The organism is Pseudomonas sp. B1(2018) (assembly GCF_003097365.1).
GTDB classification, from domain to species: domain Bacteria; phylum Pseudomonadota; class Gammaproteobacteria; order Pseudomonadales; family Pseudomonadaceae; genus Aquipseudomonas; species Aquipseudomonas laurylsulfatiphila.
The window spans coordinates 148073-163002 of the sequence record NZ_PYUK01000009.1; the positions used below are offsets into that span (position 1 = coordinate 148073).

Consider the following 14930-nt stretch of genomic DNA (forward strand, 5'->3'; position numbering starts at 1 on the left):
TCAGATGAAACATTTCTCTCCAGACGATTTCCACAATTGCCATCTCGGCCTGCTGCTCGGACGCGCCGCGCTGCTCAAGGACCGGATCATCGACACCCACATGGAACCCCACGGCATCACCGCCGCGCAGTTCAAGGTGTTGATCATCATGGCCCAGTACGGCGTCGATTCGCCGGGCGAGTTGTGCCGTCACCTGTCCCTGGACAGCGGCTCGATGACTCGCATGCTCGATCGTCTGGAACAGAAGGGCTTCCTCGCCCGCCAACGCTCCGAGGCGGATCGCCGTCAGGTGCAGCTGGTACTCACGGACGACGGCCAGAAGCTCGCCGGGCTGTTGCCGCACATCGGTGCCGAAGCCATGAATGAACTGGCCGGTGCCATCACTCCAGATGAGCTGAAAACCCTGGAGATGATTCTGAAGAAGATTTTGGTAGCAGCCGGTGACTCGATCACCCTGCTGCGAGTAGGTGACAAATGAGCAGTAAACCCTTGCGTGCCGGCCTGAGCCTGGTTTTGTTGGCCATGAGCCTGGCCGGTTGCGCCAGTTACAGCGGCCTGAAAACCGAAGGTGTCAGCCTCGACGCGAAAAACTTCAAGGCCGGGCAATCCCTCGGCGGCGTGACCCTGTCGCCGGCCGCCTGGCCGAAAAGCGACTGGTGGAAAAGCCTCGGCGACCCGCAACTCGACGGCCTGATCCGCGAGGCCCTGCGCGACAGCCCGGACATGCAGATCGCCGACGCCCGTGCCCATCAGGCCAGTGCTGCCGCTTACGCCGCCGACGCCGCGCGGATGCCGACCCTGGATGCCAGCGCCGGTGTCAGCCGCTCGCGCCTGGCCCGGGACCAGGACCCGCTCGGGCAGGGCGACGCGTACGCCACCATTCGCAATATCAGCACCAGCTTCAACTACAACTTCGACCTGTGGGGCGGCCAGCGCGATGCCTGGGAAGCGGCCCTCGGCCAGGCCCGTGCCGCCGAAGTCGACCAGCAGGCCGCGCAGTTGACCCTGGCTGCCGACGTCGCCCGGGCCTACAGCGATCTCGGTCAGGCGCACATCGTGTATGACCTGTCCAGCGAAGACCTCAAGCGCACCCGGCAAATGCTCGAACTGAGCCAGCGGCGCCTGACGGCCGGGATCGACAGCCAGTACCAGTTCCAGCAGACCGAAAGCCTGGAAGCCACCTCCCAGGCCAATTTGATCGACGCTGAAAAGCGCCTGAACAGCGCGAAGATCGCTCTTGCGGTGCTGCTCGGCAAAGGTCCGGACCGCGGTAATGAAATTGCCCGGCCGAACATTCTTCAGCCGAGTGCGGTAGCGCTACCTTCGGTGTTGCCGGCCGAGCTGCTCGGGCGTCGCCCGGACCTGGTCGCCGCGCGCTGGCGGGTCGAGGCGGCGAGCAAAAGCATCGATGCCGGCAAGACCCGGTTCTACCCCAACCTGAACCTCAGCGCCGCTGCCGGTGCCGAGTCCTTGTTGGGCGATGCGATGTTTGGATCGGCCAGCCGCTTCTTCAGCATTGCTCCGACGATTTCTGTGCCGATTTTCGACGGTGGCCGCTTGCGCGCCGACCTCGATTCCCGCGACGCCGACTACGACCTCGCAGTGGCGCAGTACAACAAAAGCCTGGTGAAGGCGCTGGGGGATGTCAGTGACAGCATCAACCAGCTGCGCGATATCGGCCGGCAGATTGCTGCCCAGCAGCACGCCACCGACATCGCCCAGGATTCCTACAACACCGTGGTCCAGCGTTACGGTTCCGGCATCGGCAACTACCTGGACGTGCTCAGCATCGAGCAGCAATTACTCCAGGCTCAGCGTCAGCTGGCCAACCTGAATGCCGAGCAGATCGACCTGTCGATCCAACTGATGCAGGCGCTGGGGGGCGGTTTCCAGCCTGAGGCCATCGCCTCGGCCAACGCCACGCCAGCCACGCTGACCCACTAATTCAAGGTACTTGTCATGGCCACTGCCGATACAACTCAATCTCCGGAAAACACCCAAGGCAACCCCAATTCGGGCAAGCGCAAGTTCATGTTGTTGATCCTCGCTGTCGCCGTCGTGCTGAGTGGCGCGGGCGTCTGGGCTTATCACGAGTTCTACGGACGCTGGAGCGAAAGCACCGACGACGCCTATGTGAACGGCAACGTGGTGGAAATCACCCCGCTGGTCACGGGCACCGTGGTCAGCATCGGCGCCGACGATGGTGATCTGGTGCATGAAGGCCAGGTGCTGGTGAACTTCGACCCGAACGACGCCGAAATCGGTCTGCAAAACGCCCAGGCCAATCTGGCCCGTACCGTGCGTCAGGTGCGTGGCCTGTACAGTGATGTAGATGGCATGAAAGCCCAGGTCAATGCGCAGAAAGCCGAAGTGCAAAAGGCCCAGGACAACTTCAGCCGGCGCAAGAACCTCGCCGCCGGCGGGGCGATTTCCCAGGAAGAGCTGTCCCACGCCCGCGACGACCTGACCTCGGCGCAAAACGCCCTGGCCAATGCCGAACAAAAGCTCAAGACCACCAGCGCGCTGGTCGATGACACCGTGGTTTCTTCGCACCCGGACGTGATGGCCGCCGCCGCACAACTGCGTCAGGCCTACCTGAACAACTCACGCAGCGTCCTGATTGCACCGGTCACCGGTTACGTGGCCAAGCGCTCGGTGCAACTGGGCCAGCGCGTGCAACCGGGTACCGCGCTGATGGCGGTGATTCCGCTGGATCAACTGTGGATCGACGCCAACTTCAAGGAAACCCAATTGCGTGACATGCGCATTGGCCAACCGGTGGAGATCGAGACGGACCTGTACGGCAGCAGCGTGAAATACAGCGGCACCATCGACAGCCTCGGCGCCGGGACCGGCAGCGCCTTTGCCCTGCTGCCGGCGCAGAACGCCACCGGCAACTGGATCAAGATCGTGCAGCGCGTACCGGTGCGAGTCCACGCCAACGCCGAGGAACTGGCCAGGCATCCGCTGCGGGTCGGCCTGTCGACCATGGTCGACGTGGACCTGCACGACCAGAGCGGGCCGGTGCTGGCACAACAGCCGCCGCAGAAGGCGTCGTTCAGCACCAACGTCTACGACCGTCAGTTGGCCGAGGCTGACGCGATGATCACCCAGTTGATCCACGACAACAGCGCCGCAGTCAGTAAAACCGCGCAACGCTGATTCGCCACTACACCGCCCCTGTGGGAGCGGGCTTGCTCGCGAAGGCGGAGCGTCAGGCGACATCCATGTTGAATGTGCCGACCTCTTCGCGGGCAAGCCCGCTCCCACAGGGTTGGCTGCGTCCGTAACGGACGCAGCACCAATCAGGCTTCCAAGGATTCGCGATGAGCAATAACGCCTCTTTCACGCCCCCCAGCCTGCTGCTCAGCACCATCGGCCTGTCGCTGGCGACCTTCATGCAGGTGCTCGACACCACCATCGCCAACGTGGCGTTGCCGACGATTTCCGGCAACCTGGGCGTGAGTTCGGAGCAGGGCACCTGGGTCATCACCTCGTTTGCGGTGAGCAATGCCATCGCCTTGCCGCTGACCGGTTGGCTCAGTCGGCGTTTTGGTGAGGTGAAGCTGTTTGTCTGGGCTACGCTGCTGTTCGTGCTGGCCTCGTTCCTGTGCGGGATATCCACCTCGATGCCCGAGCTGGTGGGCTTCCGGGTGCTGCAAGGGGTGGTGGCGGGGCCGTTGTATCCGATGACCCAGACGTTGCTGATCGCGGTCTATCCGCCGGCGAAACGGGGGCTGGCCCTGGCGTTGCTGGCGATGGTCACGGTGGTCGCGCCCATTGCCGGGCCGATCCTCGGCGGCTGGATCACCGACAGCTACAGCTGGCCGTGGATTTTCTTCATCAACGTGCCGATCGGCCTGTTCGCGGCATGGGTGGTCACTCAGCAGATGAAAAAGCGCCCGGTGGTCACCAGCCGCCAGCCGATGGATTACATCGGTCTGATCGCGCTGATCATCGGTGTCGGGGCGCTGCAGATCGTGCTCGACAAGGGCAACGATGCCGACTGGTTCGAATCCAGCTTTATCGTGATCGGCAGTGTGATTTCAGTGGTAGCCCTGGCCTTCTTCATCATCTGGGAAATGACCGACGAACACCCGGTGGTCAACCTGCGCCTGTTCGCCCACCGCAACTTCCGCTACGGCACCATCGTGCTGATCCTGGGCTATGCCGGGTTCTTCGGGATCAACCTGATCCTGCCGCAGTGGCTGCAAACGCGACTGGGTTACACCGCGACCTGGGCCGGTTTTGCCGTGGCACCGCTGGGGATCCTGCCGGTGTTGCTGGCACCCTTTGTTGGCAAATATGCACCGAAATTCGACATGCGGTTACTGGCGGGCGGGGCGTTCCTGGCCATCGGCCTCAGTTGCTTCATGCGCGCCGGGTTCACCAATGAAGTGGATTTCCAGCACATCGCCATGGTGCAGCTATTCATGGGGATCGGCGTGGCGCTGTTCTTCATGCCGACCCTGACCATCCTGCTCTCGGATCTGCCGCCGAGCCAGATTGCCGACGGCTCCGGGTTGGCGACATTCCTGCGGACCCTGGGCGGTAGTTTCGCGGCGTCGCTGACCACCTGGATCTGGATTCGCCGTGCCGACCAGCACCATGCCTACCTGACCGAAAGCATCACCCCGTTCGACCCGGCGACCCGCGAAGCACTGAGCAACCTGGGCGGGGCGGGGGCCAAGGCCTACACGCAACTGGATCAGATGGTGATCAGCCAGGCCTACATCATGTCCACGGTGGATTACTTCACCTTGCTGGGCTGGATGTTCATGGGGCTGATCCTGATCGTGTGGCTGGCCAAGCCGCCGTTTACGGCCAAGGCCGGGCCTGCGGCCTCCGCCGGACATTGATTAAAAGATCGCAGCCTTCGGCAGCTCCTACACAGGCATGTGCACATCTGTAGGAGCTGCCGAAGGCTGCGATCTCTTGATCTTCAAGACGCGGTGAAGTCAAACGGCGCCAGTGCAAACCCTTGTTCGTCGACCTGCAACGCCCAACCCTGACGATCCCAATCCCCCAGCACGATGCGCCGGGCGGCCTGGTCGCCCAACTGCAGCTTGTGGATGGCCGGACGATGGGTATGCCCATGGATCAAGGTCTTCACCCCGAACTCCTGCATGATCCGCGGAATCTCTTCGGGCGTGACGTCGACGATGTCATTGGCCTTCATCCGCACCTGGGCACGGCTTTCACTGCGCAGTTTGCGCGCCAGCTTGTGCCGGGTGCGCAAGGGCAGGTTACGCAGGATGAACAGGGTAATCGGGTTGCGCAGATAGCGGCGCAGCTTCATATAGCCTTCGTCGCGGGTGCACAGGCTGTCGCCGTGCATCAGCAGCACCGGCTCGCCGTTGAATTGCACGACACTCGGGTCTTTCAGCAGGGTGCAGCCGGCCTGCTTGCAGAAGGCCTTGCCGAGCATGAAATCACGATTGCCGTGCATCAGGAAAATGGCCGTGCCGCTGTCGCTGAGGTCGCGCAGGGCCTGGCAGATGGAACGCTGGAAGGGCGTCATGGCGTCGTCGCCAATCCACACCTCGAAAAAGTCGCCCAGGATGTACAACGCACTCGCCGAGCGGGCGCGTCCGGCGAGCAAATCCAGAAACGCCCGGGTAATGTCCGGGCGCTCCTCTTCCAGATGTAAATCTGAAATCAGCAATATCACTCAATGATCTCGGCTTTCTCGATGATCACGTCGTCTGCCGGTACGTCCTGGTGGCCGGCCTTGGAAGTGGTGGCCACGCCTTTGATCTTGTCGACAACGTCGGTGCCTGCGGTCACTTTACCGAATACCGCGTAGCCCCAGCCTTGAACGTTCTTGCCGCTGTGGTTGAGGAAGCTGTTGTCCGCCACGTTGATGAAGAACTGTGCGGAAGCCGAATGCGGCTCCATGGTGCGGGCCATGGCGATGGTGTACTTGTCGTTGGAAAGACCGTTGTCGGCTTCGTTCTGGATGCTTGGGCGCTTGTCTTTCTTTTCTTTCATGCCTGGCTCGAAACCGCCGCCCTGGATCATGAAGTTACCGATGACACGGTGGAAAACGGTGTTTTCGTAGTGACCGGCTTTAACGTACTCGACGAAGTTGGCCACGGTGATCGGGGCTTTGTCGGCGTTCAGTTCGATGACGATGTCGCCGAAATTGGTAGTCAGTTTGACTTGGGTCATGATCGTTACTCACTAAGGGAATTCGTGGTTTTGGGACATTCCATCCCGTAACCGGTTCAGCCTGTCTCGGCCAAGGTGCGCAGTTTAGCGTGACAGGCACGAATTTCGAGGCAGTTTTTTCATTTGCGGCCCATTAAATGCGACGGTTTACAGAGTGCGCTCTGTCAGGTACTTGACGGCATCGGCTATGATAGCGGCTTTGTTTTGTCCGGCCTTCATTACGGCCACGCACTTGTACGTTCAAGGATCCTATGAGCAAGCCCACTGTCGACCCTACCTCGAATGCCAAGACCGGCCCAGCCGTGCCGGTCAACTTCCTGCGGCCGATCATCCAGGCAGACCTGGACTCGGGCAAGCACACGCAGATCGTCACCCGTTTCCCGCCCGAGCCCAACGGCTACCTGCACATCGGCCATGCCAAGTCGATCTGTGTGAACTTCGGCCTGGCCCAGGAGTTCGGCGGCGTCACGCACCTGCGTTTCGACGACACCAACCCGGCCAAGGAAGACCAGGAATACATCGACGCGATCGAAAGCGACGTCAAATGGCTGGGCTTCGAGTGGTCCGGTGAAGTGCGCTACGCCTCGCAGTATTTCGACCAGTTGCACGACTGGGCAGTGGAGTTGATCAAATCCGGCAATGCCTACGTCGATGACCTGACTCCGGAGCAAGCCAAGGAATACCGTGGCAGCCTGACGGAACCTGGCAAGAACAGCCCGTTCCGCGACCGCAGCGTCGAAGAGAACCTGGACCTGTTCGCCCGCATGAAGGCCGGCGAGTTCAAGGACGGCGCACGCGTGCTGCGGGCCAAGATCGACATGGCCTCGCCGAACATGAACCTGCGTGATCCGATCATGTATCGCATCCGCCACGCTCACCACCACCAGACCGGTGACAAGTGGTGCATCTACCCGAACTACGACTTCACCCACGGTCAGTCGGACGCCATCGAAGGCATCACCCACTCGATCTGCACCCTGGAGTTCGAAAGCCACCGTCCGCTGTACGAGTGGTTCCTCGAGCATCTGCCGGTACCGGCCAACCCGCGCCAGTACGAGTTCAGCCGCCTGAACCTGAACTACACCATCACCAGCAAGCGCAAGCTCAAGCAGTTGGTCGATGAAAAGCACGTCAACGGCTGGGACGACCCGCGCATGTCCACGCTGTCGGGTTTCCGCCGCCGTGGCTACACGCCGAAATCGATCCGCAACTTCTGCGAAATGATCGGCACCAACCGTTCCGACGGCGTGGTCGACTTCGGCATGCTCGAGTTCAGCATCCGTGACGACCTCGACCAGAGCGCCCCGCGTGCCATGTGCGTGCTGCGTCCGCTGAAAGTCGTGATCACCAACTACCCGGAAGGCCAGGTCGAGAACCTCGAACTGCCGCGTCATCCGAAGGAAGACATGGGCGTGCGCGCCTTGCCGTTCGCCCGTGAAATCTACATCGACCGTGAAGACTTCATGGAAGAGCCGCCGAAGGGCTACAAGCGCCTGGAACCGGCCGGTGAAGTGCGTCTGCGTGGCAGCTACGTGATCCGCGCCGACGAAGCGATCAAGGACGCCGATGGCAACATCGTCGAACTGCGTTGCTCGTACGATCCGGACACCCTGGGCAAGAACCCGGAAGGCCGCAAGGTCAAAGGCGTGATCCACTGGGTGCCGGCCGCGGCCAGCGTCGAGTGCGAAGTGCGCCTGTACGATCGGCTGTTCCGTTCTCCGAACCCGGAGAAGGCCGAAGACAGCGCCAGTTTCCTGGACAACATCAACCCTGACTCGCTGCAGGTGCTCACCGGTTGTCGTGCTGAACCCTCGCTGGGCAATGCACAGCCGGAAGACCGTTTCCAGTTCGAGCGCGAAGGTTACTTCGTCGCCGATCTCAAGGACTCGAAACCAGGTCAGCCGGTATTCAACCGTACCGTGACCCTGCGTGATTCGTGGGGCCAGTGATTCAAGGAAGTTAACGTGCTAACGATCTACAACACGCTCACCAAGAGCAAAGAAGTCTTCAAGCCGCTCGATGGCAACAAGGTGCGCATGTACGTGTGCGGCATGACCGTGTACGACTACTGCCACCTGGGCCACGGCCGCAGCATGGTTGCGTTCGACCTGGTAACCCGCTGGTTGCGTTTCAGCGGCTACGACCTGACTTATGTGCGCAACATCACCGACATTGACGACAAGATCATCAACCGGGCCAACGAGAACGGCGAGTCGTTCGAAGCCTTGACCGAGCGCATGATCGCGGCGATGCACGAAGACGAAGCGCGCCTGAACATCAAGAAGCCGGACATGGAGCCGCGTGCCACCGATCACATCCCGGGCATGCACGCGATGATCCAGACCCTGATCGACAAGGGCTACGCCTATGCCCCGGGCAATGGCGACGTGTACTACCGCGTCGGCAAGTTCATGGGCTACGGCAAGCTGTCGCGCAAGAAGATCGAAGACCTGCGCATCGGCGCACGCATCGAAGTCGACGAGTCCAAGCAGGACCCGCTGGACTTCGTGCTGTGGAAAGCCGCCAAGCCGGGCGAACCGAGCTGGGAATCGCCGTGGGGCGCCGGGCGTCCGGGCTGGCACATCGAATGCTCGGTGATGTCGACCTGCTGCCTCGGTGAGACCTTCGACATTCATGGCGGCGGCAGCGATCTCGAGTTCCCGCACCACGAAAACGAAATCGCCCAGAGCGAAGCGGCCACCGGCAAGACCTACGCCAACGCGTGGATGCATTGCGGCATGATCCGTATCAATGGCGAGAAGATGTCCAAGTCCTTGAACAACTTCTTCACCATCCGCGACGTGCTCGACAAGTACCACCCGGAAGTCGTGCGTTACCTGCTGGTATCGAGCCACTACCGCAGCGCGATCAACTATTCGGAAGACAACCTCAAGGACGCCAAGGGCGCCCTGGAGCGTTTCTACCACGCGTTGAAAGGCCTGCCGAACGTGGCACCTGCCGGCGGCGAAGCCTTCGTCGAGCGTTTCACCCAGGTGATGAACGACGACTTCGGCACGCCGGAAGCTTGCGCGGTGCTGTTCGAGATGGTCCGCGAGATCAACCGTCTGCGCGAGAGCGATCTCAATGCAGCGGCCGGCCTAGCGGCGCGTCTGAAAGAACTGGCCAGCGTGCTGGGTGTGTTGCAGCTCGAAGCCGATGACTTCCTGCAGGCCGGTGCCGAAGGCCGCGTGGATGCAGCCGAAGTCGAGGCGCTGATTGCCGCTCGCCTGGCGGCACGTGCCGGCAAGGACTGGGCCGAATCCGACCGCATCCGCGACCAGCTCACCGCCATGGGCGTGGTGCTGGAAGACGGCAAGGGTGGCACGACCTGGCGTCTGGCTGACTGATTGCTGCTTGCGTTACAGACAAAACCCGCCTTGTGCGGGTTTTTGTTTTTTAGAATCAAAAGATCGCAGCCTGCGGCAGCTCCTACACGTGGATTGCGTACACCTTGTAGGAGCTGCCGAAGGCTGCGATCTTTTTCAACCGTCCAACTGCCGCAACCGCTTGTAAAGTGTATTGCGGCTAACCCCCAACAACCGCGCCAGATACGAAATATTCCCACCGACCGCCTGCAACTGCCGATTCAGTGCTTCCACATCGTTCAAGTCGATGCCCAGCGGCTCCGGCGTCTCCACCGGTTCCATCTCCAGGTCGACAAAAAAATCATCCGGCAAGTGCTCTGCCCGCACCGGTTGTTCCTCGGCCATGGCCAGGGCCACCTGGATCACGCTGCTGACCTGGCGCAAGTTGCCCGGCCACGGGTGGCGGCCGAACAACGCCATCACTTCCTGGCTCAAACCGGCCCATTGCGCCGGTTCGCGGTGCTGCTCCCACAGGCGTTTGAACAGTGCCTCCTTATCGCTGCGCTCACGCAGGGGCGGAAGTTCCAGGGTCAGGCCGCCGATGCGGTAGTACAAGTCTTCACGAAACCGCCCCAGTTGTACTTGTTCGCGCAGCGAGCGATTGGTCGCTGAAATGATGCGCAAGTCCACAGGGAACAATTCGCTGCTGCCCACTGGCTGCACGCAACGCTCCTGCAACACCCGCAACAGCCGCGCCTGAGTCGGCAGCGGCATGTCACCGATTTCGTCGAGAAACAGCGTGCCTTTGTCAGCCTTGCGGATCAGCCCGATGCTGCCTTTCTGGTTGGCGCCGGTGAACGCGCCTTTCTCATAGCCGAATAACTCGGATTCCACCAGTTCGGCGGGAATCGCCGCACAGTTGACGGCGATGAGCGCTTGTTTGCTGCGTGAGCTTGCGTGGTGCAGGGCCTTGACGAAGACTTCCTTGCCGACCCCGGTTTCACCGTGGATCAGCAGTGGAATGTCTTTTTCCAGCAAGCGTTCGGCCTGGCGCACGGCTTTTTCCACGCGGCTGTCGCCGAAATGCAGGGTGTTGAGGCTGATGGCCGCGGGTGTAGCGACAACCGGCTCGGTGAACACTCGGGGTTGAATGGATGCCTGTTTCGGCCGCTTCAGCAGGCACTGGAAGCGGTTGCGTCCTGAGGTTTGCAAGGCGAAGGGCAGGCCTTCGGGCTGATTGAGCAGTTCCAGCAGCGAGACCTTGAACAGGCTCTCGACACTGACCCGCGACAGGCTGATGCCCAGCAGATTGTCGGCCCGGCGATTGGCCGACAGCACTTGGCCACTTTCATCGAAAATCAGCAAGCCGGCCCATTGGCTGTCGAGGTTGTTCAGGCCGGTGTTGAAGGTCAATTGGAAATGCTGGCCATGGAACAGGTTGAGGATCAGCCGGTTTTCCACGGTCTGGCTCATCATCTTGACCATGCCCAGGGTGTGCGATGGCGGCAGGTAGCTGTCGCTGGACACGTCCAGCACCGCGATCACCTTGCGCTCGGCATCGAAAATCGGCGCGGCGGAACCGGTCATGAAGCGGTTGGCCTTGAGGAAATGTTCATCGTGCTCGATGTGCACGGCTTGCTCACAGGCCAAGGCGGTGCCAATGGCGTTGGTGCCGGTGCAACGTTCCATCCAGCTGGCGCCGGCGCTGAAACCCCGGGCCAGCTTCGGCTCGATAAAGCGCTGGGTGCCCCAGGACGTAAGCACCTGGCCCTGATGGTCGGCGAGCATGATCAGGCAATTGGAATTGCTCAGGATGTTCTCGTAGTAGGGCAGCACTTCCTGATGGGTGGTTTGCACCAGTGAATGCTGGCTCTCCAGCAGTTGCGCGATGCCTGCGGCCGGCAATTGATCGAATGCCGGCGCGCTCTGATGACTGAGGCCGAACGCGCGGCAACGCGACCAGGAGTCCTGGATGATGGCGTCGTGGGACAGCGGCGATGCGGGTGCGGGCATGGCAGTCAGTCTCTGAATCAGCATTTTATTGTTGTTATGGCTACATGCGCCTCTCTGTAGGAGCTGCCGCAGGCTGCGATCTTTTGATCTTGTCTTTGAAGAGCAAGATCAAGAGATCGCAGCCTTCGGCAGCTCCTACAGGGGCCGTGAACAGTCCGTAGAGTGTTGTTCACTATTGTTCACTGTCAATGGGTGAACTGTTCAATTGTTCATTTCAGATTGTTCATTTGTGTTCAGCAACGAACGTCGACGGGCTGTGGTTTTCACTCATTTCTAGCTGAATCAATGGCTTGGGATTTTTGGCACGGATGTCGCTTTATCGCTCCGGTCGCTTGACTCCAATAATAAAAGGCCGAGCCATGTCACTCACCCTGGAGCACGTCAGCCGCACCGTCGAGGGCCAGACCTGGATCGACGATGCCAACCTGAGTTTTGAACCCGGTTCCTTCAACGTCTTGCTGGGGCGCACCCTGTCCGGCAAAACCAGCCTGATGCGCCTGATGGCCGGTCTGGACAAGCCCGACAGCGGCCGCATCCTGATGAACGGCGTCGACGTTACCCAACGGCCGGTGCGCTTGCGCAATGTGTCGATGGTCTATCAGCAGTTCATCAATTACCCGACCATGACGGTGTTCGACAACATCGCCTCGCCGCTGCGCCAGGCCGGTGTATCCAGCGAGCTGATCCAGAGCAAGGTGCTGGAAACCGCGAAGATGCTGCGCATCGAAAAGTTTCTGAAGCGTTATCCACTGGAGCTTTCCGGTGGCCAGCAACAACGCACGGCCATGGCCCGGGCGCTGGTCAAGGATGCCGAGTTGATCCTGTTCGACGAGCCGCTGGTCAACCTCGACTACAAGTTGCGCGAGGAACTGCGCCAGGAAATGCGCGAGCTGTTCAAGGCGCGCCATACCATCGCGATTTATGCCACCACCGAACCCAACGAAGCCCTGGCCCTGGGCGGTACCGCCACCATTCTTCATGAAGGCCGGGTGATCCAGAGCGGCCAGTCGTCCTCGGTCTATCACCAGCCGCAAACCGTGCTGGCGGCGGAGCTGTTCTCCGAGCCGCCGATCAACCTGATGCCGGGGCGCATTGCCGGCAACGAAGTGAGTTTCGCCAACTTCGTGCACTTTCCGCTGAACGTCGATTTGCGCCCGGTGGGCGAGGGCGAGTTCCGTTTCGGCGTGCGACCCAGCCATATCTCGCTGGTGCCGAGCAATGACGATGACCTCGAACTGGCGGTGACCGTCGAGGTGGCCGAGATCAGTGGCTCGGAAACTTTCCTGCACGTGCGCAACGAGCATTTCCTGCTGGTGCTGCACTTGCCGGGTGTTCACGAGTACGACGTCGACGCGCCGATCCGTATCTACATCCCGACCCATAAACTGTTTGTGTTCGATACGCAGGGCCGGCTGGTGCAGGCGCCGGGCCAGCGTGTCGCGAGGGTAGCCTGATGGCCGAAATCCGTTTGCAGAACCTCGCCCACAGCTACACCAAAACCCCGGTGGGACCCGAGGACTACGCGATCCGCGAGATGGACCACATCTGGGAGCAGGGCGGCGCCTATGCGTTGCTCGGTCCGTCGGGCTGTGGCAAATCAACCTTGCTCAACATTATTTCCGGGCTGCTCAGCCCGTCCCAGGGGCATGTCTTGTTCGACGGCAAAGCGGTCAACGACCTGACGCCGGAGAAGCGCAACATCGCCCAGGTTTTCCAGTTCCCGGTGGTCTACGACACCATGACGGTGTTCGACAACCTGGCCTTCCCGCTGCGCAACCAGGGCATGGCCGAGGCAAGAATTCATACCAAGGTGCAGGAAATCGCCGAAGTCCTCGACCTGCAGAACCTGCTGAACAAAAAGGCGCGCAACCTCACCGCCGACGAAAAACAGAAAGTCTCCATGGGCCGCGGGCTGGTGCGCGACGATGTGTCGGCGATCCTGTTCGACGAGCCGCTGACAGTGATCGACCCGCACCTGAAGTGGAAGCTGCGACGCAAGCTCAAGCAGATCCACGAACAGTTCAACATCACCATGGTTTACGTCACCCACGATCAACTGGAGGCCTCGACCTTCGCCGACAAGATTGCGGTGATGTACGGCGGGCAGATCGTGCAATTCGGCACACCACGGGAATTGTTCGAGCGCCCGAGCCACACCTTTGTCGGCTACTTCATCGGCAGCCCGGGGATGAACCTGATCGAGGTGCAGCCGCAACCGGGTGGCGTCGGGTTCGCCTCGACCCACCTGCCGCTGTCCGAGGCCATGCAGCAACGCATCGCTGAATCCGAATGGAAAACCCTCAAGGTCGGCATTCGCCCGGAGTTCGTCCATGTGTGGGACGAAGCCTTTGATGACGCGCTGCGGGCACAGGTCGTACACGTCGAGGACCTGGGCACCTACAAGATCATGACTCTCAACCTCGACGGCGCGACCCTGAAAGTGCGCCTGGCCGAAGACAAACCGGTGCCGCAAGGCACGGCCTACATCAGCTTTCCGGCGCAGTGGTTGATGGTGTACGCCGATGATTTCCTGCTCGAAGCCCATGCCAACCAGGAGGCGCAGCCATGAACAAGGTGCAGAACAACAAGGCCTGGTGGCTGGTGCTGCCGGTGTTCCTGCTGGTGGCGTTCAGTGCGGTGATCCCGATGATGACCGTGGTCAACTATTCGGTGCAGGACATTTTCGACCAGTCCAGCCGCTATTTCGTCGGTGCCGATTGGTACAAGCAGGTACTGCTCGACCCTCGGCTGCACGACTCGCTGTTGCGCCAGTTCATCTATTCCGCCTGCGTGCTGCTGATCGAAATTCCGCTGGGCATCGCCATCGCCCTGACCATGCCGACCAAGGGCCGTTGGTCGTCGGTGGTGCTGATCGTGTTGGCGATCCCCCTACTGATCCCGTGGAACGTGGTCGGCACCATCTGGCAGATCTTCGGCCGCGCCGACATCGGCCTGCTCGGTTCGAGCCTCAATGCCATGGGCATCAGCTACAACTATGCAGCGAACACCGCGGACGCCTGGGTCACCGTGCTGGTGATGGACGTCTGGCACTGGACCTCGCTGGTGGCGCTGTTGTGCTTTTCCGGGTTGCGGGCGATTCCGGATGTGTATTACCAGGCGGCGCGGATCGACCGTGCCTCGGCCTGGGCGGTGTTTCGCCATATCCAGTTGCCCAAGCTCAAGAGCGTGCTGTTGATCGCCGTGATGCTGCGCTTCATGGACAGTTTCATGATCTACACCGAGCCCTTCGTGCTCACCGGCGGCGGCCCGGGCAATGCCACGACGTTCCTCAGCCAGACCCTGACGCAGATGGCCGTAGGGCAATTTGACCTAGGGCCGGCCGCGGCGTTCTCGCTGGTGTACTTCCTGATCATCCTGTTGGTGTCCTGGCTGTTCTACACCGCCATGACTCACTCTGACGCCAACCGTTGAGGCCCGCGC

General features: G+C 61.1%; 12 protein-coding genes. 9 read left to right on the top strand and 3 right to left on the bottom strand.

What is annotated here, in order from left to right:
* Positions 1-4: 4 nt before the first annotated feature.
* The 4 genes from C9422_RS16240 (at position 5) to C9422_RS16255 (ending at position 4859) form a co-directional block, all read left to right on the top strand.
* Positions 5-478, top strand: a complete 474-nt coding sequence (locus C9422_RS16240; RefSeq protein ID WP_007970494.1) for a MarR family winged helix-turn-helix transcriptional regulator — start codon at positions 5-7, stop codon at positions 476-478.
* On the top strand, positions 475-1944 hold the full coding sequence (locus tag C9422_RS16245; RefSeq protein ID WP_116581338.1) for an efflux transporter outer membrane subunit: 1470 nt from the start codon (positions 475-477) through the stop codon (positions 1942-1944). The genes C9422_RS16240 and C9422_RS16245 overlap by 4 nt, the downstream gene beginning before the upstream one ends.
* A gap of 15 nt (positions 1945-1959) precedes the next feature.
* The gene (locus C9422_RS16250; protein ID WP_116581339.1) at positions 1960-3162 is read left to right on the top strand and encodes an efflux RND transporter periplasmic adaptor subunit; all 1203 of its coding nucleotides are present in this window, start codon (positions 1960-1962) and stop codon (positions 3160-3162) included.
* A gap of 164 nt (positions 3163-3326) precedes the next feature.
* Positions 3327-4859, top strand: coding sequence for a DHA2 family efflux MFS transporter permease subunit (locus C9422_RS16255; RefSeq protein ID WP_116581340.1), 1533 nt, complete (start codon positions 3327-3329; stop codon positions 4857-4859).
* An 83-nt stretch (positions 4860-4942) separates the two neighbouring features.
* On the opposite strand, the gene lpxH is transcribed toward C9422_RS16255, so the two are convergent.
* Positions 4943-5671 (bottom strand): UDP-2,3-diacylglucosamine diphosphatase, encoded by a 729-nt coding sequence (gene lpxH / locus C9422_RS16260; RefSeq protein WP_116581341.1) that lies wholly within the window; start codon positions 5669-5671, stop codon positions 4943-4945.
* The gene (locus C9422_RS16265) at positions 5668-6171 is read right to left on the bottom strand and encodes a peptidylprolyl isomerase (protein WP_007970485.1); all 504 of its coding nucleotides are present in this window, start codon (positions 6169-6171) and stop codon (positions 5668-5670) included. The genes lpxH and C9422_RS16265 overlap by 4 nt, the downstream gene beginning before the upstream one ends.
* A 251-nt stretch (positions 6172-6422) precedes the next feature.
* Here C9422_RS16265 and C9422_RS16270 point away from each other — a divergent pair, with 251 nt between their 5' ends.
* Both C9422_RS16270 and cysS read left to right on the top strand, forming a co-directional pair.
* Complete coding sequence (locus tag C9422_RS16270) at positions 6423-8120, top strand: glutamine--tRNA ligase/YqeY domain fusion protein (protein ID WP_104447796.1); 1698 nt, start codon at positions 6423-6425, stop codon at positions 8118-8120.
* Between the two features lie 15 nt (positions 8121-8135).
* Positions 8136-9518, top strand: coding sequence for a cysteine--tRNA ligase (cysS, locus tag C9422_RS16275; protein WP_007970481.1), 1383 nt, complete (start codon positions 8136-8138; stop codon positions 9516-9518).
* A 135-nt stretch (positions 9519-9653) separates the two neighbouring features.
* On the opposite strand, the gene C9422_RS16280 is transcribed toward cysS, so the two are convergent.
* Positions 9654-11489 (bottom strand): sigma-54-dependent Fis family transcriptional regulator, encoded by a 1836-nt coding sequence (locus C9422_RS16280; RefSeq protein WP_116581437.1) that lies wholly within the window; start codon positions 11487-11489, stop codon positions 9654-9656.
* Positions 11490-11848: 359 nt separating this feature from the next.
* Between C9422_RS16280 and C9422_RS16290 the strand changes: the two genes are divergently transcribed.
* Genes C9422_RS16290 through C9422_RS16300 form a run of 3 tightly spaced genes read left to right on the top strand, consistent with a single transcriptional unit; the run spans position 11849 to position 14921 of the window.
* Positions 11849-12943, top strand: coding sequence for an ABC transporter ATP-binding protein (locus tag C9422_RS16290; RefSeq protein WP_116581342.1), 1095 nt, complete (start codon positions 11849-11851; stop codon positions 12941-12943).
* Positions 12943-14058 (top strand): ABC transporter ATP-binding protein, encoded by a 1116-nt coding sequence (locus tag C9422_RS16295; protein ID WP_116581343.1) that lies wholly within the window; start codon positions 12943-12945, stop codon positions 14056-14058. The genes C9422_RS16290 and C9422_RS16295 overlap by 1 nt, the downstream gene beginning before the upstream one ends.
* Positions 14055-14921: a carbohydrate ABC transporter permease gene (locus C9422_RS16300; RefSeq protein ID WP_007970461.1), complete on the top strand. Its 867-nt coding sequence runs from the start codon at positions 14055-14057 to the stop codon at positions 14919-14921. Before C9422_RS16295 ends, C9422_RS16300 begins: the two co-directional genes overlap by 4 nt.
* The last annotated feature ends 9 nt before the right edge of the window (positions 14922-14930 follow it).

What these genes read in the sequence shown, in the direction of transcription:
- C9422_RS16270 (WP_104447796.1), top strand. Translation starts at nt 6,423, where the DNA reads ATGAGCAAGCCCACTGTCGACCCTACCTCGAATGCCAAGACCGGCCCA.
- C9422_RS16240 (WP_007970494.1), top strand. Translation starts at nt 5, where the DNA reads ATGAAACATTTCTCTCCAGACGATTTCCACAATTGCCATCTCGGCCTG.
- C9422_RS16250 (WP_116581339.1), top strand. Translation starts at nt 1,960, where the DNA reads ATGGCCACTGCCGATACAACTCAATCTCCGGAAAACACCCAAGGCAAC.
- C9422_RS16300 (WP_007970461.1), top strand. Translation starts at nt 14,055, where the DNA reads ATGAACAAGGTGCAGAACAACAAGGCCTGGTGGCTGGTGCTGCCGGTG.
- C9422_RS16295 (WP_116581343.1), top strand. Translation starts at nt 12,943, where the DNA reads ATGGCCGAAATCCGTTTGCAGAACCTCGCCCACAGCTACACCAAAACC.
- C9422_RS16290 (WP_116581342.1), top strand. Translation starts at nt 11,849, where the DNA reads ATGTCACTCACCCTGGAGCACGTCAGCCGCACCGTCGAGGGCCAGACC.
- C9422_RS16265 (WP_007970485.1), bottom strand. Translation starts at nt 6,171, where the DNA reads ATGACCCAAGTCAAACTGACTACCAATTTCGGCGACATCGTCATCGAA.
- C9422_RS16280 (WP_116581437.1), bottom strand. Translation starts at nt 11,489, where the DNA reads ATGCCCGCACCCGCATCGCCGCTGTCCCACGACGCCATCATCCAGGAC.
- C9422_RS16255 (WP_116581340.1), top strand. Translation starts at nt 3,327, where the DNA reads ATGAGCAATAACGCCTCTTTCACGCCCCCCAGCCTGCTGCTCAGCACC.
- C9422_RS16245 (WP_116581338.1), top strand. Translation starts at nt 475, where the DNA reads ATGAGCAGTAAACCCTTGCGTGCCGGCCTGAGCCTGGTTTTGTTGGCC.